The organism is Streptomyces sp. NBC_00654 (genome assembly GCF_026341775.1).
Lineage (GTDB): Bacteria > Actinomycetota > Actinomycetes > Streptomycetales > Streptomycetaceae > Streptomyces.
Window position 1 is genome coordinate 1872432 of sequence record NZ_JAPEOB010000001.1, and the last position, 22754, is coordinate 1895185.

Consider the following 22754-nt stretch of genomic DNA (forward strand, 5'->3'; position numbering starts at 1 on the left):
GGGACGGCCGCAGGCCTCTTCCTCCGGCTCATGGCCGCAGGGGAGGAAGGACGACCTCCATCGCGCGGGCCGCGCCCAGCAGTTCCGTGTCCGCTCCCCGGTCCGCCACCAGTTGGAGTCCCACCGGGCAGCCGTCCGGGGTGAATCCGGCGGGCAGGCTCGCCGCCGGATGGCCGCTCAGATTGAACGCCCAGGTCAGCGCCGTGGAGTAGAGGTCGCCCGGCCCCTCGTGCCCGTGCGGCCGGTTCGGGGTGGCCGGGGTCAGCAGCAATGGCGTACGGGCGAGGAGCACGGCCAGTCTGCGGTCGTTCTCGCGCCGGACGGCCAGGGCGTCCGCCGCGGCGCGGAGATCCGCCGGGCCCCGCGCCGCACCGGTCGCTCCGCCCCGTATCGCGATCCACGCCGAAGCCGGGTCGAGCAGGGCGCAGCCACCGTCCAGCAGCCGCACCACTCCGGCGGAGACGAGCCGGTCCACCGCACCCCGGACGACCTCCGCGACCTCCGGGTCCACGTCCGCGTACCCGAGATCGGGGCTGTAGACGGCGGTCAGCGGCAGCTCGGGGGGCGCGGGGGGCGTGGGCGCCGCGGGCCGCGCGCCGTCGTCGAGCACATGGCGCAGATACCGTTCCGCCCCGGCCGCCGACCGGGCGAGCACCCCCGCCGCCGCCAGTCCGGAACGGTCGGGCGAGGGGAGCAGCCCGTTCGTCGTCTTCAGCCCGAAGACCCCGCACCAGGCCGCCGGGATGCGCACCGACCCCGCCCCGTCGCTGCCCGTCGCCAGCTCCACCAGGTCCGCCGCGACCGCGACCGCCGAACCGGCCGAGGATCCGCCCGGGGTGCGGTCGGCCCGCCACGGGTTGACCGTGCGTCCGTACCGGCCCTGCCCCCAGGTCCGCCAGACCGTGCCGGGGCCCGGCACGGAGGTCGAGCCGACCGGGACACCGCCCGCCGCGATCAGCCGGCGGGCCGCGTACGAGCGGAGACCGGCCGGCCCCTTCACCGCGAACGGCAGCCCGGCCAGGGGGAGCCGGCGGGCCTCCGGTTCGCGGGCGAGCGCCTCCTCGTGCCAGACCTCGGTGAACGCGCACAGGCGGGGGTCCAGCCGGTCGATCCGCTCCAGCGCCCGCGCCACCGCCGATACATGAGTCATGGGGCGAGTGTCCCGGGCCGCCCGTCCGGCCGTCGAGCGCCTTTCGCCCCGGCCGGGCGACCGGCACGGATCGCCCCGCCGGGCCCGCCCGGATCACGGAGCCGCCCGCCCCTCACCCGTCGAGTGCCGCCTCCATCACGGCCCGTGCGATGGGCGCGGCGCTGCCGCCGCCGCTGATGTCCGCCCGGTCGGCGGAGGCGTCCTCGACGACCACCGCGACCGCGACCGCCGGACGTCCCGAGTCCGGAGCCTGCGCCCAGGAGATGAACCAGGCGTACGGCGTACCGGAGTTGTCGATGCCGTGCTGCGCGGTGCCGGTCTTGCCGCCGACCCGTACCCCGTCGATCGCCGCGTTCGAGCCGGTGCCGTTCTCCACCACGTCGACCATCATCCGCTGGAGCTGCACGGCCGTCGACGGGTTCATGGCCTGGTGGTACGAGCGTGAGCCCTGCTGCCGGACGGTGTCGCCGTCATGGGTGGTCGTACGGTCCACGAGATGCGGGTACCTCAGGTCGCCGCCGTTCGCCACGGCGGAGGCGACCATCGCCATCTGGAGCGGGGTCGCGGTCGTGTCGAACTGCCCGATCGAGGACAGCGCCAGCTGGTCGTCGCTCATGTCCGTGTCGAAGTTGCTCTTCGCGACCCCGGACGGGATCCGCAGGCCGTCGTCATTGAAGCCGAACCTGCCCACCGCCTCCAGCATCCCGTCGAGCCCCACTTCGACCCCCAGGTGTGCCATGACGGTGTTGCAGGAGACCCGGATCGCCTCGGCCAGCGACGCCTCGGCGCAGCCGCGCGCCTCGTCGGGCAGGGTGGTCGTGGTGCCGGGCAGGACGTACGGCGAGGGGGTGTCGGTGGCGGCGTCCGGGTCGGTCACCACCCGGGCGTCCAGCGCCGCCGCGGCCGTCACGATCTTGAACGTGGAGCCCGGCGGATAGGTCTGCCGGATGGCCCGGTTGAGCATCGGCCGGCTCTTGGCGGCGTTCAGCCGCGCCCAGGCGTCGGTCACCTCGGCCCCGGTGCCCGACAGCCGCTCGGGGTCGTACGAAGGCGTCGAGACCAGCGCCAGGATGCGGCCGGTCGAGGGCTCGACGGCGGCGACGGCGCCCCGCCGGCCGCTCAGCCCCTCGTACGCGGCGCGTTGTATCGAGTCCTTGATGGTGGTGACGACATCGCCGCCCGGCTGCCGGCTGCGGGTGATCTCGTTCCACAGGGGGAGCGGGGCGAGCAGCGAGTCGGTGCCGGACAGAATGCCGTCCTCGGCGTTCTCCAGGAGGGTGGTGCCGTACGTCTGCGAGGCGTAGCCGGTGACCGGTGCGTACAGGGGGCCGTGCAGGTAGGTGCGTTCGTACGCGAGCTGTTCGCCGGTGTCCTCGGAGCCGGTGACGGCCCGCGCGCCGACCAGGATGTTGCCGCGCGGCTGGTCGTAACGGTCGATGGTGGTGCGGCGGTTGGCGGGGTTGTCGTTCAGCTCGTCGGCCTCGAAGACCTGGACCCGGGCGGCGTTCAGCAGGAGCGCCACGAGCAGCAGCAGACAGAAGGCGGCGGCCCGCCGGATGTAGCGGATCACCGTTCGTCCTCCAGGATCGGGGCGATGACTCCGGTCTCGACCTGACCGGGGCGGGGTCTGCGGGCCAGGTCGCTGACCCGGATCAGCAGCGCGACGATGATCCAGTTGGTGACGACGGACGAACCGCCCTGGGCCAGGAACGGCATGGCCATGCCGGTCAGCGGGATCAGCCCCATCACCCCGCCCGCGATCACGAAGACCTGAAGGGCGAGGATCGAGGCGAGCCCGATGGAGAGCAGCCGCCCGAACGGGTCGCGCAGCGCGAGTCCGGCCCGGTAGCCCCGGGCGACGAGCAGGGCGTACAGCAGGAAGACGGCGGTCAGCCCGGTCAGGCCCAGTTCCTCGCCCGCGGTGGCCAGGATGAAGTCGGACTTGGCGGCGAAGCCGATCAGGATGGAGTGGCCGAGCCCCAGTCCGGTACCGAGCATGCCGCCCGCCGCGAAGGCGAACAGCGACTGGGCGAGCTGGTTGGGCCCCTGGCCGGCGTCGATCGAGGCGAACGGGTCGAGCCAGTCCTGCACCCGGCTGTGCACATGCGGTTCGAAGGAGCCGACGACGAAGGCGCCGACCGCGGCGAGCAGCAGTCCGACGGCGATCCAGCCGGTCCGGCCGGTCGCCACGTACAGCATGATGACGAACAGTCCGAAGAAGAGGAGTGAGGTGCCGAGGTCGCGCTCCAGCACCAGGACCCCGACGCTGAGCAGCCAGATCGCCACGATGGGGCCGAGCACCCGGCCGGTGGGCAGCTGGAGCTTCCAGATCCTGCGGCCGGTGTACGCCAGCGCGTTGCGGTTGGCGGCGAGGTAGGCGGCGAAGAACACCGCGAGCAGGATCTTGGCGAACTCGCCCGGCTGGAAGGAGAGTCCGCCGATCCTGATCCAGATTTTGGCCCCGTTCACGGCGGGGAAGAAGATCGGCACGATCATCAGCACCAGTGCGGTGGCGACCGAGAGGTACGCGTAGCGCTGGAGCACCCGGTGGTCGCGCAGGAGGACCACGACGGCGATGAACAGCGCGACCCCGAGCGTGGACCAGATCAGCTGCGTCGGCGCCGCCTGGTCCCTGGGGGTCTCCAGGTCGAGCCGGTAGATCAGCACCAGGCCCAGACCGTTGAGCAGGACGGCGATCGGCAGCACCAGCGGATCGGCGTACGGGGCACGTAAACGGACCGCGAGATGGGCCAGCAGCGCGAGCAGACCGAGCCCGGCGCCGTACCCGGCGACATCGGGGGGTACCGCGCCGTTCCTGGCGAGGCCCACGGCGGCGTAGCCGAAGACGGAGATGAGGACGGCCCCGACGAGGAGCGAGAGCTCCACCCCGCGCCGCTTGGGCAGGCGTAGTTCGGGCGGGGGAGCGTCCGCCGTCGTTGCGGTCATGCCACGCAACGTAGCAAGAGGTGTGCGGTATTTCCCTTATGTGGTGAACTTCGCGGACGCGGCCCGGGGGAGCGGAGGGAGCACGGAGGGAGCGCGGGGGAAGGGGCCCGGGGCAGGGGGGAAGGTTGAGGCCGGGGTGCGCGGTGGGAGCGGCGGGTGCGGGGCCGGGCTGTGTCGCCCCAGGGTGTGTGTCGAAAGTCCCGCCTGGCTCGCGACGCCCGGCACGCACGCTCGCCGCGTTGTCGGCGTTGTCCGCGTTGTCGGAGTGTTCTCGTACGTCCAGTACGAGGACACTCCTCCGCCTTGCGATCGCACGCACCGGACGCCGTGAGCCCCGCCCTTCGGGCGGACGGCGCTACTTTCGACACACGCCCTAGGATCGGCGCCCGTCGGATCCCGGGGCCGGACCGGATGCTTCCGGTTCCGCCTCCTCGTCGTACGCCACGTACTCCGGCAGCGTCAGCCGCGCCACCGCCCCGCCGTCCTCCGCGTTGGCGAAGACCAGTTCCGCGCCGATGACCCGTGCCTGGCCCACGGCGATGGTCAGCCCGAGCCCGTGGCCCTTCCCGCCGCCGTCCGTCCGGAACCGCTGAGGCCCGGTCTCCAGCAGATACGCGGGGAACCCGGCGCCGTGGTCCCGTACGGTCACCACCGGTCCTTCGACGGTCACGACCACCGGTGGGGCGCCGTGCCGGTGCGCGTTGGCGACCAGATTGCCGATCACCCGCTCCAGCCGCCGCCGGTCCGTCTCCACCCGGGCCGCACCGGTGATCCTGACCCCGGTGTCCGTGCCGGACGCCCGCACCACTCGTTCCACGACCGGCGCCAGCTCGTGGATCGCGGGATCGGTCTGCTCGGTCCGGGCGTCGAGCCGGGAGATCTCCAGCAGGTCCTCGGTCAGCGCCCGCATCGCCCGGACCCGGTCCTGGACCAGTTCGGCCGGGCGGCCGGGCGGCAGCAGCTCGGCGGCGGCCGACAGCCCGGTCAGCGGGGTGCGCAGCTCGTGCGCCACATCGGCGGTGAACCGCTGCTCGGTCTGCAGCTTGCGCTGGAGCGTGGAGGCCATGGTGTCCAGCGCCCCGGCGACGATCGCCACTTCGTCCTGGGCGCGCGCCGGGCGTGCGGTACGGGGGTCCTCGACCCGGGCGTCGAGGTCGCCCGCGCTGATCCGGCGGGCCACCCGGGCGCTCTGGTGCAGCCGCCGGGTGACCCGGCTGACGGCGAACAGGCCGACCAGCAGCGTGGCGGCGATGGCCAGCAGCGAGGAGCCGACGATCGCCCGGTCGAGGCCGCTGATCGTACGTGCGCTCTGGCTGTAGTCGATCCAGGTGGCCAGGGCCCGGCCGTCCGCCGGACCCGCCGCCCACATGGCCGGGGCGCCCGCGTCGTCGGTGACCAGCGTGCCCTGCTCGCCGCCCACGGCCAGGGCACGCAGCGAGGCGGGCAGACCGGCCGGATCGATCCCGGAGCCCCGGGGGAGCGGCTCACCGGCCTCGTACGCCCTGGTGACCTCCTCCAGCCGGTCCAGGGCCTTCTCCCGGGCGTGGCCGACCGTCTGACGGGTCACCGCCGTGTGCACGAGGACGCCGAGCAGGGCGGCGAGGGTGCAGCACATCACGGTGAGGAAGACCGCGGACTTCCAGGCCAGGGTCGCGGTCCAGGCGGGGGCGCGAAGTCCGCGCCGTCTCATCGCTGCCCCGCCGCGATACCAGGGGCGGGGGCGGACGGAGAACCCGACAGGAAAGCGGCCGGGGGCGCGGGCGGGGTGGCCGACGGGGAAGCGGGCGGAGCGGCCGACGGGGACGGCGAAGCGGACGGAGCGGCGGAAGGGAGGACGGAGGGCGGGGGAGCCGGGATCCGCTGCCGCGGCATGCGCAGGATCTCGTCCCGGGCGGGCAGCATGGCGTGCTGCCGCTCGTCCCAGGTCCAGGCCGTGCGGTACTCGTACCCGGTGATCGCCGAGGGCGCCCGCATGATGAGGTCCCGGCCCGCGATCTGCACGCTGATCACCGCGTCCGAGGTGGACATGATCCGGGTCAGCCCGCCCCGGTCGGGCATGTAGACCCGAACGGCGAGCTGACGGTCGGGCAGCGTGATGCCCAGCACGAGTTCGTCCCTGCCGTCACCGGTCAGATCGCGGAAGTACGGGGCGAGGACGGGGCAGGTGGCGGGCTTCGCGGGGCAGTCGGCCAACTGCGCGACGGTCTTCGCGGGGAGCTCGTCGGTACCGCTGTCCCGGTCGGGCCGGGCCTTCAGCCCGGCCCGCACCACGGCCACCGGGTCCAGCGCCCGCACATCGCCGCCGGGGACCCTGATACCGGGGATACGGGCGGTCTCACCCTCCCCGTAGTCGTACGGGGCGGCGGAGGCGGCGGGCAGATCCGGCCAGAGCCGGGAAGGCTCGACGGCGGACGGCGTGCGCCCGGCGCTCACCAGCCCCCCGGCGGAGCCGCAGCCGGTGAGCAGCGCGAGCGCGGCGCCGGCCGTCGCGGCGGCGCGGGCCGCCGCCGGAGCACGGCGCGTGCCCACGGGAGCTCGTTGCGGGCGCACGGCTCGGCCTCCTCTTCGACGGCAGGGGCCTACACCCTAATCGGAAGCGAGCGCGTAACGCCTGTTTGGTGCCGCTATGAGGTGCTGTGGGGCTGTCTGTCCGGGTGGCCTGCGTCGGTGCCGCCCGGCGGACGTCAGCGCTGGTACGGGTTCTGTCCGGGCGGCGCGTATCCCGGCTGCTGCGGAGCCTGGCCGTACGGGTTGCCGTCCGGTCCGGCGTGCTGCTGGGCGAGCAGCGCGTCCGCCTGCTCCTTCGGGATCTGCTGCTCCCCGCCGCAGAAGGTGCACTGCGTCGCGTACTTCGTCGAGAACGGGAACAGCGGCACGAAGAACAGCGTGAACTTCGTGACGCGCTTGCGCAGTGTGTGCGCGGCCGGATTGCCGCACCAGCCGCACACCATCGTCAGGATGGCCAGCTGGTACAGATAGCCCCGCGTACCGAAAATGATCATTCTGTGTTCCCTTTCCCCGTCTTCCCGTGGAGCGCCCGCCGGCACAGGGCCAGCAGCTTCTCGTCCTCGTACGTGTCGTGGCTGCCGTACCCGCCGTCCATGGCGTTGTGACGGCGTACGGAGGCGAGCTCGGCCCGCAGCACGTGCGCTGCCTGTGACCCTGCACCAGCGGGCCCCATCCGCGCCAGGGCTTCCGCCACCCGGACTCTGACGTGACGGTTCTTCTCCCACGCGGCAAGGAGTACGGGAACGCTCTCCGCGGCCCGTCCCGACACCTCCCAGAGGGCGATCGCGGCGTCCACCCGCAGCCACAGCTCGTCGTGCGCCAGGAGCGCGCGCAGCCGCGGCGCGACCACCGCCGCCCGCGGGCCGAGCCCGCCCAGCGCGGACGCCGCCGTGCGCCGGTCGTGCACATGCTCCGCCCGCAGCCCCTCGATCAGCACCGGAAGCACGGCGTCGGCGTCCCCGGCGACCGCCCACAGCGCCTCGGCCGCCTCCGTGGCCGCCGCCGTCCCCGGCCGCCGGATCAGGGCCCGCAGCTCCGGTACGGCGCACCGCGCCGCCGGTCCGAACGAGCCGAGCGCCCGCAGCGCCGCCGTACGCAGCCACTCGCCCCGGTACTCCGGCGCCCCGCGCAGCACCCGCAGCACCTCGGGCGCCGCTTCGCCCGCCCGCAGCCCGGTCAGCCCGGCCAGCAGCGGGCTCGCGCGGTCGTACGCCCCCTCGTCGAGGCTCACCTCCCCGAGCCTGCGCCGCAGCGCGCCCGCGAGCGGCGCGGCGGCGGCCCCGAGGTAGCCGATGGCGTACCCCACGTCGTGCGGCACCTCGGACTGCTCCAGCGCCGCCGCCAGCGCGGGCACGGCACGGGCGTCGCCGAGCCGGGCCAGCGCCTTCACGGTGGAGCCGAGCCCGGGGGGCCCGCTGGCCCACGCCTTGACCCAGGCACCGGGCTCGGCGGCCAGCCGGGCCGCGAGGGCGTCCGCGGCGGGGGCGGCCAGACCGAAGAGTTCCTCAAGGACGTGCGAGGCGGCGTCCGCCAGCCGGGGCTCCGGGTCCGCGAGCTGTTCGCCGATCAGCCGGACGAGGCCGTCGTACGAGCCGCGCCAGGCCCGTATCAGCCCGCCGCTCATCCGTACGGCGTCGATGCGCTGCCAGCGGTCGGGGCTGCGCAGCTGGTCGGCGAGCAGGGCGGTCCGGTCGTCCACCCGGTCGTCGAGCCCGACGTGCAGGGTGCGCAGCAGGTCGGCGGCCCAGGGGGTGCTGCGCCCGGAGCTCTCCTCGGCGTACAGGGCGCGCAGCTGACCCACCCTGGTCGGCCCCGCGCTCTGCTCCGCCACGGGTGCGCCGGCGCCCGTGCCGGTCTCGGATTCGGGCCCGGCCCCGGGCTCGGAGCCGGCTTCCGGTCCGGCATCGGGCCCGGCCTCCGCCGCGGCGTCGGCCTGCGGTGCCGTGCCGGCCTCCGGGTCGGGCGGGGTGGCGGGTGCGAGACCGGCTCCGGTCGCGGAGGCCGCCCCGACATCGGCCTTCTCCGGCTTCTCCGCCGGCTCGGCCCTTTCCGCCCGCTCCACCCTCTCCGGCTTCTCCGCCGTTCCGTTGCGGTACGTCCCCGTCGTGGAACGCAGCTCGCCCAGGAGCCCCGAGACCACCGGGACCACATCGCCGGGCAGCACATCCGGGGCGCACCGCGCCAGCTGGGCCAGCGCCGCGAGGCGCAGCCCCGGCGCGTACGCCTGTGCCGCCAGGAGGGTCAGCCAGTCCGCCACCCGGCCGGCCAGGGGGCGGTGCCGCAGGGCCACCCGCCCGGCCGCCTCGACGAGCGCCAGCCGTACCTCCTCGTCGGCCTCCACCGGCAGCCGCTCCCGCAGCAGCGCGAGTACCCGGACGGGGTGCCGGTGCAGCGTGGCGAGGGCCAGCGGGGCCGCGAGCCGTACCCCGGGGTCCTCGTCGGCGATCAGCTCGAAGAACACCCCGGCACCGGCGGTGACGGCCGCCGCCGCCATCGCGTAGTTCGCGGCGCCCTCGATCTCGTCCTCATCGATCTCGTCCTCGTCGTCCTCGTCCAGGTCGAAGCCGCCGATGCTGGTGAGCAGCTCGACCACGCTGCCCCGGTCCTGCACACCCGGGTCCACGGCGAGCTCGAACAGGAACGGAATGCACGCGAGCGTGCAGGCGTAGACATCGCCCTGGTGGTGAACGGCTCCGTACATCCCGTCGAGCGCCATCTCGCGCTCCGCCGGATCGGCCGAGGCGAGCCCCCGAAGAAGTCCGGGCACATCGTCGGCCGGTCCGTAGGCATGCTCCATCGAAGCCCAGTCGACCTCGTCGATCCCCGCGAACACGCCATCCCCTCCCCACGATTGCGGCAGCGTCCGAAAGCATGCGCCCTTCCGGCACATTCGTCCGGCGTATTCGACCGGCACAGCCTTCCGGCACACTCTTCCGTACGCCCCGAAGAAGCGTCTGGGCAGAGTGTGCACCACGGCCCGGACAATCCACCCTCCACTTGCGGCCTTTCCTCAGGCCGTGACCAGGTCATGACCGCTCCATGACCGGACCGCCGGGCGAACCCCTCCCCAACCGCTTCAGCGGCCCCCCTGTTCCCGGTACCCGGGCAGCGGACGTGCCGCTTCCGGATCGATCAGCGGGGCGAGCAGATCCCCGTACCGGTCCAGCCGCGCCGCCATGTCCCCGGCCAGGAACACCAGCTCACCGGGTGCCCGGCAGCCCTCGATCTCTTCCCAGGTGACGGGTGCGGAGACGGTGGGCTCCGCCCTCGCGCGGAGGGTGTAGGGCGTGGCGGTCGTCTTCGCGGCGGCGTTCTGACTGAAGTCGACAAATACCTTTCCCGGCCTCAGGGCGCGGGTCATCCGGTGCACGACCAGTTCCGGCAGGGCACTCGCGGCCTCCACTGCCAGCCCCTTCGCGTAGGCCGACACCTGGCCGGAAGGGGTGGGCTCCAGCGGCACGAGCAGATGCAGCCCCTTGGAACCGGATGTCTTGCCGTACGGGAGGAGGCCGTCGGAGGCCAGCCGTTCCCGCAGCCAGAGCGCCACCGCGCAGCACTCCACGATGCTCGCGGGAGCCCCGGGATCCAGATCGAGGACCAGCCGGTCGGCGATCCCCGGCGCGTCCGCGCGCCACTGCGGGGTGTGGAACTCCACCACCAGGTTCGCCGCCCACACCAGTGAGGACAGGTCCTGGACGAGTACCTGCCGGGCGCTTTGCCCCTCATGGCGGGGCACGGCGGCGGTACGCACCCAGGCGGGCGTACCGGGTGGCGGATTCTTGGTGAAGAAGAGCTGGCCGCCCGGCCCGTCCGGAAAGCGCAGGAAGGACACCGGCCGGTCGCGCAGATGCGGGAGCAGAGCCCCGGCCGCCGTGGCCGCGTAGTAGTGCAGCACCTCGCCCTTGGTGGTCCCGGTGGCCGGGTACAGCACCTTGTCGAGATTGCTGAGCGCCAGGCGCCGTCCCTCCACCTCGGTGATCGGCGTCATACGATAAGAATCACACGAAAACAGGTCTAGGTGATCTTTAAGGGTAAAAGGGGTGAACGGTGAGGTCCATATGGAACGGCGCGATCTCCTTCGGGCTGGTCAGCATCCCCATCAAGCTGGTGAACGCCACCGAGAGCCATTCGATCTCCTTCCGGCAGATCCACCTCGCCGACGGTGGCCGGATCCGGTACCGCAAGGTGTGCGAGCTGGACGAGGAGGAGGTGACGGCCGCCGAGATCGGCAAGGCGTACGAGGACGCCGACGGCTCGATGATCCCGATCACCGATGAGGACCTCGCCTCCCTTCCGCTGCCCACGGCCAAGACGATCGAGATCGTCGCCTTCGTGCCCGCCGAGGAGATCGACCCGCTCCAGATGGACGCGGCGTACTACCTCTCCGCCAACGGGGTCCCGGCCGCCAAGCCCTACACCCTGCTGCGCGAGGCCCTGAAGCGCAGCCGGAAGGTCGCCGTGGCCAAGTACGCGCTGCGCGGGCGCGAACGCCTCGGCATGCTGCGGGTGGTCGACGACGTGATCGCGATGCACGGCCTGCTGTGGCCCGACGAGATCCGCGCCCCGGACGGCGTGGCCCCGGAGACCGACGTCACGGTCCGTGACGCGGAACTCGACCTGGCGGACGCGCTGATGGCGACCCTCGGCGAGGTCGACATGGACACGCTCCACGACGACTACCGCGAGGCCGTCGAGGAGCTGATCGCCGCCAAGGCCTCCGGCGAGACGGTGGAACCGGCGGCGGCGGAATCCGGCGGAGGCAAGGTCATCGACCTGATCGCGGCCCTGGAGAACAGCGTCCGCGCGGCGAAGGAGTCCCGGGGCGAGGACGGCATGGCGGAGGTCCACCCCATCCGCGGGACGGCGGGGAAGACGGGCGGCAAGGCCGCGGCGAAGACCGCGGACAGAACCACCGGCAAGGCCAAAGCCGCACCCGCCGACAAGGCCGAGGACGAGCCCACCGGAAAGGCCACCGGCAAAACCACCGGCAGGGCGCCGCGGAAGACCACGCACCGCACCCCGACCGGCAAGACGGTGTCACGCTCGGGCGGCGGCACGTCCTCCTCCACCGCGAAGAAGGCCGCGCCCAAGGACACCGGGGCGAAGAAGTCCACGGCGGCGACGGCCAAGAAGACGGCCGCGCGGTCGTCGGCGAAGAAGACCACGGCGAAGAAGACGGCGTCCGGCGGCCGGAGCACGGCGAAGAAGACGGCCCGGTCCTCGTCCGGGAAGCGCGCCTCGGCCTGAACCCCCGGCCCCGGCCCCGGCTCCAGCCCCCGATCCCCGCCCCCGGCCCAGGGTGACCGCTGTCGTACCGCCCCCGTACGCTACGGCCCATGAGCGCAGAGGCCCCTTCGGAACGGGTGATCGACGGCCGCTTCACGCTGGTGGAGCGGCTCGGCAGCGGCGGTATGGGAATGGTCTGGCGGGCCCATGACCTCGCGCTGCACCGCGACGTCGCGCTCAAGGAGGTCCGCCCCCCGGACCCCACCCTGGCCGAGTACGACCCGGAGGCCGCCCGCACGCTGCGCTCCCGGGTCCTGCGCGAGGCCCGTGCGCTCGCCCGCCTCGACCATCCCAACGTGGTCACCGTCCACCACATCGTCGACCCCGGCGAGGACGGCTACCCATGGATCGTCATGGAACTGGTGCCCGGAGCGTCCCTCCACGAGCGCCTCGCCCAGGGGCCCATGGAGCCGGCCGAGGCCGCCGAACTCGGCCGCGGCATCCTCTCCGCCCTGCGCGCCGCCCACGCGGCGGGCATCCACCACCGCGACGTCAAGCCCGCCAACGTCCTGCTCCGCGCCGACGGGCGCCCGGTTCTCACCGACTTCGGCATCGCCGCGATCCGTGAGTCCACCAGCCTGACGATGACCGGCGCCCTCATCGGCTCACCCGACTACATCGCCCCCGAACGCATCCGGGGCACCGAGGGCGACCCGTCCTCCGACCTCTGGTCGCTCGGCATGCTGCTGTACGTCGCGGTGGAGGGCCACCATCCGCTGCGCAAGGCCACCACCCTCGCCACACTGGCGGCCGTGCTCGACGAGGAGGTGCCGCCGCCGGTCAGGGCGGGCGTGCTCACCCCCGTCCTGACCGCGCTGCTGACCAGGGACATTCCCGCCCGCCCGGACGCCGACGAGCTGGACAGGATGCTGGCGGCCGCGGCGGCCGGAACGTCCCCGGCCCCCTCGCCCACGCCGGCCCCCTCGCCCACGCCCGCGGCGCCGTCCGCCGCGGCTCCCGCCGCCCCGCCCACCCTTCCGCTGAGCCCGGCCGGCCGCACGCCGGGGCCGGGCTTCCACACCCCGTCGGGCACCCCCGCGGACCGCATACCGTCAGCGCCCGCCACCGGGCCCGCCCCGGCGGACGCCCCCGTCCCACCGGCCGCGCCACCCGTCCCGTTCGCCGTGACGGGCCCGCCGCGCAACCCCTACGCCCCGGGGCCGCCGACGCCGGCCGACCGCGAACGTCAGCGCAGGCTCCGCCGACGGTTCCGCGTGATCGCGGGCGCCGCCTCCGTCGCGACCACCGCGGTGGCGGGAGGCGTCCTGGTCTGGGTGCTGTCCATGCCCGACTCGCCCACCGACGGGGACGACGGCCGGCCGACAGCGGTCGCGAGCTCCTCGTCCGGCGCCCGGGGCACCATGCCCACCCCGAAGATGTCCACCGCGAAGGAGATCCCCGCCGAGCAGACCGATCTGCTGACCCCGAAGGGGGCGCGGGAGGCCATCAAGGGGCTGAAGCCGCTCATGGGCGGCACGAAGGTCACCGACTTCACCCTCTACGACGAGCACGCCTCGGCCAAGGCACCCCTCACGTCCAACTCCACGCTGTACGACCAGTTCACCTACCGGGACGGCGAGGCCGGCAACGACGGCATGGGCGGCACGCTCTCCTCCGGCGACACCGCCGTCGACCTGCTCTCCGTCGACTGGGACGCGCTGCCCGACCTGCTGCGCACGGCCGACAAGACCCTCAACATCCCCGCCCCGGACAGTCATTACGTCATCGTGGACCCGTCGTCCCCCTTCCACGACGACCAGCCGGTCCTGCGCGTCTATGTCTCCGACAAATACGGCGGCGCCTTCCTCACCGCGCACCTCGACGGACGGGTCATCGAGAAGAACCCGCGCCGCAAGGGCTGACGCGTCCGCCCCGTCAGCGGCGCGGAGCCGACGCGGGACCGAACGGATCGGGCAAGGTCGGAAGACCGAGCCCCAGCGGGTTCCGCTCGATGACATACGTGCAGCTCGTGTACGAATAACCGGGCTGGACGGTGGACCCCGAGGTGTAGCTGTCCACGGCCGCGGTCGCTCCCGAGCCGTGCTTGTACAGGAAGTGGTACGTGCCCGCGGGGAGTTGGAGCCGTGCCTTGGGGTACTTCTTCCCGCTCGCCCGGCAGGCCCGCGCCGACCCGGCGGAGGCGCTGTAGCGCTCGCAGCTTCCGCAGGCCTTGAGCTTGACGGTGCCCGTCACCGGGCCGGTGTAGAGCACCTCGACGGCGTTCGGCGCGTCATTGCTGATGACGAGCTCCATCCGGGCGCCGCCCGGCTTGCGGGACGGCGGCAGCCGCTTGCCGGCCGAGGGCCGGTCGTCGGCGATCTCCGCGGCGATGGCGATGTTCCGCGCCCGCTCCACCCGCTCGTCGTCCTTGTACGTACGGGTGAACCCGCTCAGCGTCTCCCGCGCATCGGTGAACTTCGCGTCCTCGAACTCGTCCACCCCGCAGGCGTACACCCCGTCCCGGACACCTCGGTCGGCGTCGGCGCCCAGCGCCGACACGCTCTTCTCCGGCAGCCCGGAGGCCGTGGCGCCGAGGCTGCGCAGCACCTCGGTGGCCGCGCACGGCTCGGCCCCCTTCAGCGCCGCCACCTGCGCCTTGATCCTTCCGGATATCGCCGGTCCCACCTGCTTCGCCGGCGCGGAACCGGGGAACGTACGCAGCAGCTCGCCCAGTTCGGTGCCGCCGCCGCCCACGTTTCCGAGCCTGGAGACACCGCACGCGTACAGCGACTCGGCGAGCGGCCCGTCGGGCCAGCGGGCCAGATCACCGAGCAGCTTCGCGTCGACGGAGCCGGGGAGCGTCCGCAGATACGTCAACGGCTCGACGGCCGGGCAGTACCGCTCGTCCCGGTACGGAGCGGAGACGGACTCGTAGTACGCTTTCAGCCGGGCCGGGACCAGCTTTCCGGCCCGTGAGCCGCCGTGCTCCTCACCCAGCTCGCGATAGACGGCGAGCGCCGACCGGTAGTCCGCCCGCGCGCTGCCGAACGGCAGCCTCGACGCCACCCGGACCGCCTCGTCCCCGGTCTCCAGCCGGTCGAGCAGCATCTGCTCGACGGCCTCGTCGCGCTCGGAGCCGTAGACCACGACGCCGCTCACCGGAACGGCCAGCAGCACCACACCCAGACCGGCCGCCAGCACCGGCCGCCAGGACCCGGCTACGGCCGAACGCCGGGCGGTCCGGGCTCCGTCCGCGACGGCGGCGGCCAGCACCACGAGGCAGCCGACGAGCACCCAGCCCGGCACCCCGTCAGGATCGGCGGGCAGCGCCGCCAGCAGCAGCGCCCCGGCCGCCGCCCAGCACAGCGCGGCCCGCGACCAGCTGCGCATCAGGACGTATCCGAGGCCGAGCCCGCTCAGGTTGAGCAGCCCGACAGCCACGGAACGCACGAGCGAACCGGGCGGCGGCGGCCCGATCGTGGGCGGCCGAAGAGGCGGCGGCGGAACGGACGACAGCACCTCGGGCTCCCGCCCCGGCCCGCCCGCCGGCCCGCTCTCGGCACCACCGCCGGGTCCGCCATCCGCTCCGCTGCCGGGTCCCATGAACCGATCGCCGGACTCCATTACGGTCCCCCCACCGTCGAGCCACACAAAGTCCCCGTGAATCTGCCCGGTTCCGTCACCCTTCACGCACGCTCCGGGCGCGATTCGCGCGCGGCTCCGCGGTCTCGGGCACGGCGGGCATGAGAAAGGCCCTCCAATCCGGCGTGATGCCTGATTGAAGGGCCTATTCGGCACTTCCTGCGAAGTGCCCCCGGCAGGATTCGAACCTGCGCACCCGGCTCCGGAGGCCGATGCTCTATCCCCTGAGCTACGGGGGCGTATCGCGGTGTTGCTCTGCGACGGGTGAAACACTACCAGCTTCCGCGGGGTGTCCGTGAACAGGTATTTCCGGTGCACGACGCGGGCACGACGCGGGTACGGGGCGTGCGTGAGACGCGCCCGCGTCGTGCGCGCGGCGTGCGAGACGCGCGCGACGTGCGGTTTCCGACCCGGCGCGGCACCGCGTGCGCTGTGTTCCGCCCGTCCCTACCGCGTGTTCCGGCCACGGCCGGGGGTCCGGTCGGCGGAGTGCTTCGCCACCCTTCCAGGGACGGAAGTGGTCAAAACCCGGACGCAGCCCCTCCGGCCGACCTACCCTCGAAACGTGTCAGGGGCGTACGGCCGCGTGCTTGTTGTCGACGACAACAAGGTCATCCGGCAGTTGATCAGGGTCAATCTCGAGCTGGAGGGCTTCGAGGTCGTGACCGCGGCTGATGGTGTCGAGTGTCTGGATCTGGTGCACCAGGTCTGCCCGGACGCGATCACGCTCGATGTCGCGATGCCCCGGCTCGACGGCCTGCGGACCGCCGCGCGGCTGCGGGCCGATCCCCGGACGAGTCATCTGCCCGTCGCGATCATCAGTGGCTGCACGCAGTACGAGGTGGACGCGGGGGTCTCGGCCGGCGTCGATGTCTTCCTGGCGAAGCCGTTCGAACCGAGCGAGCTGGTGCGGATCGTGCACCGGCTGGTGCGCCGGGAGGACCTGCCGCCGCTGGACGGGCGGCGAGGCGTGGGGCGGGCGGGGAGCGCCGCCGGCTGACCGGATGGCGAAACCGGGTCGCGAAGTGCCCCCCTGTCTCCCCTACGCTTGTCCCGTGACCCCCGCCGACCTCTCCCGGACCGTGCTGCACGCCGTGCGCCGCGCGGTCGACGAGGATGCGCTGCGCGCGCCCGTGCCCGCGCGCGTGCGGGTGGAGAGGACCCGGCCCGGCGGCAGCGGTGACTACGCCTGCGCCGTCGCGCTCCAGCTCGCCGGGCCCGCCGCGCTGCCGGCGCTGGAGGTCGCACGGATCCTGCGGGACCGGGTCGTCGCCGAGCCCGGGATCGGGCGGGTGGACATCACCGGGCCCGGGTTCCTGAGTTTCACCCTCGACGCCGGTACCGACGCCGCCGCTCGCCACGCCCTGGTGCACGAGGTGCTGGAGCGGGGGCCGCGGTACGGGCACGGCGACGCGCTCCGTGCGGAGGTGCTCCAGTTCCGGCACGCGCGTGAGGTACGGGCCGCCGTCAGCGCCCACGCGGTGCGCGCGCTGCTCCTCTCGCAGGGCGCCCGGGTGCGGATCAGCTGCGACGAGGCGTCCGACCCCGACTGGGCGCGGCTCGGAGTCACCGTCGACGCCCACGGGGTTCCGCCCGCCCCGCTCACCGCCGTACGGCCGGTTCCCGCCGGAGCGGAGGCGGGGGAGCTGCTGGAGCGGCTCGGGCCCGACGCCGTCCGGTGGGGGCTGCTGCGGCCCGCCGGGCACGACCGGGCGCCGCTCGGCGACGACCTGCTCGTCCAGAGCGCGGACAACCCGCTCTTCCTGGTGCGGTACGCCCACTCCCGGGCCCGTGCCCTCACGCGCGGCGCGGCGCTCCTCGGCTTCGACGGCGCGTACGACGCGAACACCGACGCCCGCCACCCCGCCACCGACGCCCTGTTCGGCCTTCTCGCCGACCACCCCGGTGTCCTCCTCGCCGCCGCCCGCCACCGCGCGCCGGACCGGCTCGCCCGGCACCTCGAAGCCGTGGCCCACGCCTTCTTCGACGTCCACGACTCCCATCCGCCGCTCCCCGCCGGCGACGAGAAACCCTCGGCCGCCCATCGCTCCCGGCTGGCCCTCGCCGAAGCCGCCGGGACGGTGCTGGCAGGCGGCCTGTCCCTGCTCGGTATCAGCGCGCCCGAACACCTCTGAGAGACCCGAGAGAGCAACACGATGAGCCGATCCGCACACCCCGCCGGACCCCGTCACGCCGACGTCCTGACGGAAGGGCACTACACCGCCCCGGCCGCCGATCTGAACGTGCTGGACGAGAAGGTCTGGTCCCGTACCGTCTCCCGCGACGCGGACGGCGCGCTCACCGTCGGCGGGATCGGCGTGGCACGCCTGGCCGAGGAGTTCGGCACCCCGGCGTACTTCCTCGACGAGAGCGACTTCCGCGCCCGCTGCCGCGCCTGGGCGGACGCCTTCGGCCCCGGTGCCGATGTCTTCTACGCCGGGAAGGCCTTCCTGTCGCGGGCCGTCGTGCGCTGGCTCAAGGAGGAGGGGCTCAACCTCGACGTCTGCTCCGGCGGCGAGCTGGCCACCGCGCTCGACGCCGGGATGCCGGCCGAGCGGATCGCCTTCCACGGCAACAACAAGACCGTCGCCGAGATCGAGCGGGCCGTCGAGGCGGGTGTGGGCCGCATCGTGCTCGACTCCTTCCAGGAGATCGTCCGGGTCGCCCACATCGCGCAGCAGCGGGGCGTGCGCCAGCGCGTCCAGATCCGGGTCACCGTCGGCGTCGAGGCGCACACCCACGAGTTCATCGCCACCGCGCACGAGGACCAGAAGTTCGGTATCGCGCTGGCCGGCGGGCAGGCCGCCGAGGCGGTGCGGCGGGCGCTGACCCTGGACGGTCTCGAACTGATCGGCATCCACTCGCACATCGGCTCGCAGATCTTCGACATGGCCGGTTTCGAGGTGTCCGCCCGGCGTGTGGTGCAGCTGCTCGCCGAGGTGCGCGACGAGCACGGCGTCGAGCTGCCCGAGATCGACCTCGGCGGCGGGCTGGGCATCGCGTACACCTCCGAGGACGACCCGCGCGAGCCGCACGAGATCGCCAAGGCGCTCAGCGACATCGTGACCCGTGAGTGCGAGGCCGCGAACCTGAACACCCCGCGCATCTCGGTCGAGCCGGGCCGTGCCATCGTCGGACCCACCGCGTTCACGCTCTACGAGGTCGGCACCATCAAGCCCCTCGAAGGGCTGCGCACCTACGTCAGCGTCGACGGCGGAATGTCGGACAACATCCGCACCGCGCTGTACGACGCCGAGTACAGCGTCGCGCTCGTCTCGCGCACCTCGGACGCCGAACCGATGCTGGTCCGGGTCGTCGGCAAGCACTGCGAGAGCGGGGACATCGTGGTCAAGGACGCCTTCCTGCCGGCCGACCTCGCTCCCGGAGACCTGATCGCGGTGCCCGCCACCGGCGCGTACTGCCGCTCCATGGCGAGCAACTACAACCACGCCCTGCGCCCGCCGGTCGTCGCCGTGCGCGACGGCGGGGCCCGAGTGATCGTCCGGCGCGAGACGGAGGAAGATCTCCTGCGTCTCGATGTCGGCTGATGAAATAGTCGTCTCAGGATCCGGACGGGTGGCAGAAACTCCCGTCCGGTGAGTGAGACTGGTCCACACCTAAGTATGTATGAGAAACGAGGTCGGATGATGCGTACGCGTCCGCTGAAGGTGGCGCTGCTGGGCTGTGGAGTGGTCGGCTCAGAGGTGGCGCGCATCATGACGACGCACGCCGACGACCTCGCCGCGCGTATCGGCGCGCCCGTCGAGCTCGCCGGTGTCGCCGTCCGCCGGCCCTCCAAGGTGCGGGAGGGAATCGATCCCGCGCTGGTCACCACGGATGCCACCGCACTGGTGAAACGGGGTGACATCGACGTCGTCATAGAGGTCATCGGGGGCATCGAGCCGGCCCGCACCCTCATCACGACCGCGTTCGAGCACGGTGCGAGCGTCGTCTCCGCCAACAAGGCGCTGCTCGCCGAGGACGGTGCCGCGCTGCACGCCGCCGCCGAGAAGCACGGCCGCGACCTCTACTACGAGGCGGCCGTGGCCGGTGCCATCCCCCTCGTACGGCCGCTGCGCGAGTCCCTCGCCGGTGACAAGGTCAACCGGGTGCTCGGCATCGTCAACGGCACCACCAACTTCATCCTCGACCGGATGGACACGAGCGGAGCCGGTTACTCCGAGGCGCTCGACGAGGCCACCGCCCTCGGGTACGCCGAGGCCGACCCGACCGCCGACGTGGAGGGGTTCGACGCCGCCGCGAAGGCCGCGATCCTCGCCGGTATCGCCTTCCACACCCGCGTACGCATCGGCGATGTGCACCGCGAGGGCATCACCGAGGTCACCGCCGCCGACATCGCCTCCGCCCGCCGCATGGGCTGCACGGTCAAGCTGCTCGCCATCTGCGAGCGCGCCGCCGACGGGCAGTCGGTCACCGCCCGCGTGCACCCCGCGATGATCCCGCTCAGCCACCCGCTGGCCTCCGTCCGCGAGGCGTACAACGCGGTCTTCGTCGAGGCGGAGGCGGCCGGGCAGCTGATGTTCTACGGCCCCGGCGCCGGTGGCGCGCCCACCGCGTCCGCCGTCCTGGGCGACCTGGTGGCGGTCTGCCGCAACAAGCTCAACGAGGCCCCCGGCCCCGGTGAGTCCGCCTACACGCGTCTGCCCGTCAGCCCGATGGGCGACGTCGTCACGCGCTACCACATCAGCCTCGACGTGGCCGACAAGCCTGGCGTACTCGCCCAGGTCGCGACGGTCTTCGCCGAGCAGGGCGTATCGATCGACACGGTGCGCCAGCAGGGCCGTCAGGACGGAGGCGGCGAGGCCTCTCTCGTCGTCGTCACCCACCGCGCGCCCGACGCCGCCCTCTCCGGGACCGTCGAAGCGCTGCGCAAGCTCGACACCGTGCGCGGTGTCGCCAGCATCATGCGTGTTGAAGGGGAGTAAGGACCCATGACCAGCAAGGGCACCCACCAGTGGCGCGGCATCATCGAGGAGTACCGGGACCGTCTTCCGGTCACGAGCACGACGCCCGTCGTCACGCTTCGTGAGGGCGGTACGCCGCTCGTACCGGCGCAGGTCCTCTCCGAGCGCACGGGCTGCGAGGTGCACCTCAAGGTCGAGGGCGCCAACCCCACCGGTTCGTTCAAGGACCGCGGGATGACCATGGCCATCACCCGGGCCAAGGAGGAGGGCGCGCAGGCCGTCATCTGCGCCTCCACCGGCAACACCTCCGCCTCCGCCGCCGCGTACGCGGTGCGGGCCGGAATGGTCTGCGCCGTCCTCGTACCGCAGGGCAAGATCGCGCTCGGCAAGATGGGCCAGGCGCTCGTCCACGGCGCCAGGATCCTCCAGGTCGACGGCAACTTCGACGACTGCCTGACCCTGGCCCGCTCGCTCTCGGACAACTACCCGGTGGCGCTGGTCAATTCGGTCAACCCGGTCCGCATCGAGGGCCAGAAGACCGCCGCGTTCGAGATCGTCGACGCGCTCGGCGACGCTCCGGACATCCATGTGCTGCCGGTCGGCAACGCGGGCAACATCACCGCGTACTGGAAGGGGTACACGGAGTACGCGGCTGACCGGGTCTCCACGCACGCACCGCGCATGTGGGGCTTCCAGGCATCCGGCTCCGCGCCGATCGTGCGCGGCGAGATCGTCAAGGACCCCTCCACGATCGCCACCGCGATCCGGATCGGCAACCCGGCCTCCTGGCAGTACGCCCTGGCCGCGCGGGACGAATCGGGCGGTTTCATCGACGAGGTGACGGACCGGCAGATCCTGTCCGCGTACCGGCTGTTGGCCTCGCAGGAGGGCGTCTTCGTCGAGCCGGCCTCGGCCGCGTCCGTCGCCGGTCTGCTCAAGGCCGCCGAAGAGGGCAAGGTCGACCCCGGCCAGAAGATCGTCTGCACGGTCACGGGCAACGGCCTCAAGGACCCCGACTGGGCCGTCGCGGGTGCCCCGCAGCCGGTCACCGTCCCGGTCGACGCGGCCGCCGCAGCCGAGAAGCTCGGCCTGGCGTAACCCTCCGCGCCCCTCGTGACCCTTCGCGACCGGGTGCGGAGAAAAGTAGCTCAACCGCCTCTTTTCGGGGCGGAGAGCGCATAGGAGGCGTGCGACACGCATCGTGCGCCTCCTGTGCGCCCTATGTCGCGACAGAACCTTCCTTCGATAAGCTGTATGCAACCGCCCCGCCGCATGTGCCGCGGTGCGGCCGGCGCCGTTGCCGTCGGTTGGGCGACAGAGGTTCCCGGAAGGCCGGGAGCCCCCTTCGCAGCCGCGCCCCCCAGTCACCTCCGCCCCCACCGCCGCAGAGCCACACCGCACCGAATCCCCGCTGTCTTACAAGGAGTCGTCCAACCGATGGCCGGTCCCGCGTTCCGAGCTGCCGCCGTCCGGGTGCGCGTCCCCGCGACCAGCGCCAATCTGGGCCCGGGTTTCGACGCCCTCGGGCTGTCGCTGGGGCTGTACGACGATGTCGTGGTCCGGGTCGCCGACTCCGGGCTGCACATCGACATCGCAGGTGAGGGCGCGCAGACGCTCCCCCGCGACGAGAGCCACCTCCTCGTGCGCTCCCTGCGCACCGCCTTCGATCTGCTCGGCGGACAGCCCCGCGGCCTCGAAATCGTCTGTGCCAACCGCATCCCGCACGGACGGGGCCTCGGCTCCTCGTCCGCCGCCATCTGCGCCGGTATCGTCGCCGCCCGCGCCGTGACGACGGGCGGCGACGCCCGCCTCGACGACGCGGCCCTGCTGGAGCTGGCCACCGAGATAGAGGGCCACCCGGACAATGTCGCGGCCTGTCTGCTGGGCGGCTTCACCCTCGCCTGGATGGACGGCGGAGCGGCCAGGGCACTCAGGATGGACCCTGCGGATTCCGTCGTTCCGGTGGTTTTCGTCCCCGGCCGGCCGGTGCTCACCGAGACCGCCCGCGGCCTGCTGCCGCGCACCGTCCCGCATGTCGACGCCGCGGCCAACGCCGGGCGCGCGGCCCTGCTCGTAGCGGCTCTCACCCAGCGGCCGGAGCTGCTGCTCGCCGCCACCGAGGACCGTATCCACCAGGAATACCGCGGACCCGCGATGCCGGAGAGCCTGGAGCTGGTGCACCGGCTGCGCGCCGACGGCGTCCCCGCGGTCATCTCCGGCGCGGGACCCACGGTCCTCGCGCTGGCGGAGGAGGGTTCGGCCGACAAGGTCGCCCGACTGGCGGGCGAGGGGTGGGCCGCGAACAGGCTCGCGCTCGACGCCGCGGGCGCGAGCGTTCTGCCGCTCGCCCCGTAATC

The 22754-nt window shown here is 73.0% G+C and carries 17 protein-coding genes and 1 tRNA gene; 8 read left to right on the plus strand and 10 right to left on the minus strand.

The features are described from left to right. Positions 1-28: 28 nt before the first annotated feature. The 8 genes from OHA98_RS08230 to ligD all read right to left on the minus strand — a co-directional run bounded on the left by OHA98_RS08230 (position 29) and on the right by ligD (position 10592). Complete coding sequence (locus OHA98_RS08230) at positions 29-1150, minus strand: amidase family protein (RefSeq protein WP_266923826.1); 1122 nt, start codon at positions 1148-1150, stop codon at positions 29-31. A 112-nt stretch (positions 1151-1262) separates the two neighbouring features. Further along, on the minus strand, positions 1263-2720 hold the full coding sequence (locus OHA98_RS08235) for a penicillin-binding protein 2 (RefSeq protein WP_266923828.1): 1458 nt from the start codon (positions 2718-2720) through the stop codon (positions 1263-1265). Beyond that, on the minus strand, positions 2717-4096 hold the full coding sequence (locus OHA98_RS08240; protein ID WP_266923829.1) for an FtsW/RodA/SpoVE family cell cycle protein: 1380 nt from the start codon (positions 4094-4096) through the stop codon (positions 2717-2719). The genes OHA98_RS08235 and OHA98_RS08240 overlap by 4 nt, the downstream gene beginning before the upstream one ends. Before the next feature lie 373 nt (positions 4097-4469). Further along, positions 4470-5786 carry a HAMP domain-containing sensor histidine kinase gene (locus OHA98_RS08245; protein ID WP_266923831.1) on the minus strand — a complete coding sequence of 439 codons (1317 nt, stop codon included), beginning with the start codon at positions 5784-5786 and terminating at the stop codon, positions 4470-4472. Continuing rightward, a complete protein-coding gene (locus OHA98_RS08250) occupies positions 5783-6625 on the minus strand; it encodes a hypothetical protein (protein WP_266923833.1) in 843 nt (280 codons plus the stop codon). Before OHA98_RS08250 ends, OHA98_RS08245 begins: the two co-directional genes overlap by 4 nt. Before the next feature lie 155 nt (positions 6626-6780). After that, entirely contained in the window at positions 6781-7098 is a 318-nt protein-coding gene (locus tag OHA98_RS08255; RefSeq protein ID WP_266923835.1) for a zinc-ribbon domain-containing protein, read from the minus strand. After that, positions 7095-9437 (minus strand): HEAT repeat domain-containing protein, encoded by a 2343-nt coding sequence (locus OHA98_RS08260; RefSeq protein WP_266923837.1) that lies wholly within the window; start codon positions 9435-9437, stop codon positions 7095-7097. The genes OHA98_RS08255 and OHA98_RS08260 overlap by 4 nt, the downstream gene beginning before the upstream one ends. A 243-nt stretch (positions 9438-9680) precedes the next feature. After that, the gene (gene ligD, locus OHA98_RS08265; RefSeq protein ID WP_266923838.1) at positions 9681-10592 is read right to left on the minus strand and encodes a non-homologous end-joining DNA ligase; all 912 of its coding nucleotides are present in this window, start codon (positions 10590-10592) and stop codon (positions 9681-9683) included. A gap of 59 nt (positions 10593-10651) precedes the next feature. Here ligD and OHA98_RS08270 point away from each other — a divergent pair, with 59 nt between their 5' ends. Beyond that, positions 10652-11851: a Ku protein gene (locus OHA98_RS08270; protein ID WP_266923840.1), complete on the plus strand. Its 1200-nt coding sequence runs from the start codon at positions 10652-10654 to the stop codon at positions 11849-11851. Positions 11852-11940: 89 nt separating this feature from the next. Further along, entirely contained in the window at positions 11941-13752 is a 1812-nt protein-coding gene (locus tag OHA98_RS08275) for a serine/threonine-protein kinase (RefSeq protein WP_266923842.1), read from the plus strand. 13 nt (positions 13753-13765) lie between these two features. On the opposite strand, the gene OHA98_RS08280 is transcribed toward OHA98_RS08275, so the two are convergent. Together OHA98_RS08280 and OHA98_RS08285 are read right to left on the minus strand one after the other, a co-directional pair. Then, complete coding sequence (locus OHA98_RS08280) at positions 13766-15280, minus strand: hypothetical protein (protein ID WP_323179528.1); 1515 nt, start codon at positions 15278-15280, stop codon at positions 13766-13768. A gap of 359 nt (positions 15281-15639) precedes the next feature. Beyond that, positions 15640-15711: transfer RNA gene (locus OHA98_RS08285), tRNA-Arg, on the minus strand. A 326-nt stretch (positions 15712-16037) separates the two neighbouring features. Here OHA98_RS08285 and OHA98_RS08290 point away from each other — a divergent pair. The 6 genes from OHA98_RS08290 (at position 16038) to thrB (ending at position 22752) form a co-directional block, all read left to right on the plus strand. Further along, positions 16038-16472: a response regulator gene (locus OHA98_RS08290; RefSeq protein WP_266923844.1), complete on the plus strand. Its 435-nt coding sequence runs from the start codon at positions 16038-16040 to the stop codon at positions 16470-16472. 55 nt (positions 16473-16527) lie between these two features. Next, a complete protein-coding gene (gene nrtL / locus OHA98_RS08295; RefSeq protein WP_266923846.1) occupies positions 16528-17607 on the plus strand; it encodes an ArgS-related anticodon-binding protein NrtL in 1080 nt (359 codons plus the stop codon). 21 nt (positions 17608-17628) lie between these two features. Continuing rightward, positions 17629-19020, plus strand: coding sequence for a diaminopimelate decarboxylase (gene lysA / locus OHA98_RS08300; protein WP_266923848.1), 1392 nt, complete (start codon positions 17629-17631; stop codon positions 19018-19020). Positions 19021-19116: 96 nt separating this feature from the next. Further along, positions 19117-20418: a homoserine dehydrogenase gene (locus tag OHA98_RS08305; protein ID WP_266923850.1), complete on the plus strand. Its 1302-nt coding sequence runs from the start codon at positions 19117-19119 to the stop codon at positions 20416-20418. A 6-nt stretch (positions 20419-20424) separates the two neighbouring features. Then, positions 20425-21495: a threonine synthase gene (gene thrC / locus OHA98_RS08310; protein ID WP_266923851.1), complete on the plus strand. Its 1071-nt coding sequence runs from the start codon at positions 20425-20427 to the stop codon at positions 21493-21495. A 339-nt stretch (positions 21496-21834) separates the two neighbouring features. Further along, a complete protein-coding gene (thrB, locus tag OHA98_RS08315) occupies positions 21835-22752 on the plus strand; it encodes a homoserine kinase (RefSeq protein WP_266923853.1) in 918 nt (305 codons plus the stop codon). Positions 22753-22754: the final 2 nt, after the last annotated feature.

What these genes read in the sequence shown, in the direction of transcription:
- OHA98_RS08230 (WP_266923826.1), bottom strand. Translation starts at nt 1,150, where the DNA reads ATGACTCATGTATCGGCGGTGGCGCGGGCGCTGGAGCGGATCGACCGG.
- OHA98_RS08240 (WP_266923829.1), bottom strand. Translation starts at nt 4,096, where the DNA reads ATGACCGCAACGACGGCGGACGCTCCCCCGCCCGAACTACGCCTGCCC.
- lysA (WP_266923848.1), top strand. Translation starts at nt 17,629, where the DNA reads ATGAGCCGATCCGCACACCCCGCCGGACCCCGTCACGCCGACGTCCTG.
- ligD (WP_266923838.1), bottom strand. Translation starts at nt 10,592, where the DNA reads ATGACGCCGATCACCGAGGTGGAGGGACGGCGCCTGGCGCTCAGCAAT.
- OHA98_RS08305 (WP_266923850.1), top strand. Translation starts at nt 19,117, where the DNA reads ATGATGCGTACGCGTCCGCTGAAGGTGGCGCTGCTGGGCTGTGGAGTG.
- OHA98_RS08275 (WP_266923842.1), top strand. Translation starts at nt 11,941, where the DNA reads ATGAGCGCAGAGGCCCCTTCGGAACGGGTGATCGACGGCCGCTTCACG.
- thrB (WP_266923853.1), top strand. Translation starts at nt 21,835, where the DNA reads ATGGCCGGTCCCGCGTTCCGAGCTGCCGCCGTCCGGGTGCGCGTCCCC.
- thrC (WP_266923851.1), top strand. Translation starts at nt 20,425, where the DNA reads ATGACCAGCAAGGGCACCCACCAGTGGCGCGGCATCATCGAGGAGTAC.
- OHA98_RS08255 (WP_266923835.1), bottom strand. Translation starts at nt 7,098, where the DNA reads ATGATCATTTTCGGTACGCGGGGCTATCTGTACCAGCTGGCCATCCTG.
- OHA98_RS08245 (WP_266923831.1), bottom strand. Translation starts at nt 5,786, where the DNA reads ATGAGACGGCGCGGACTTCGCGCCCCCGCCTGGACCGCGACCCTGGCC.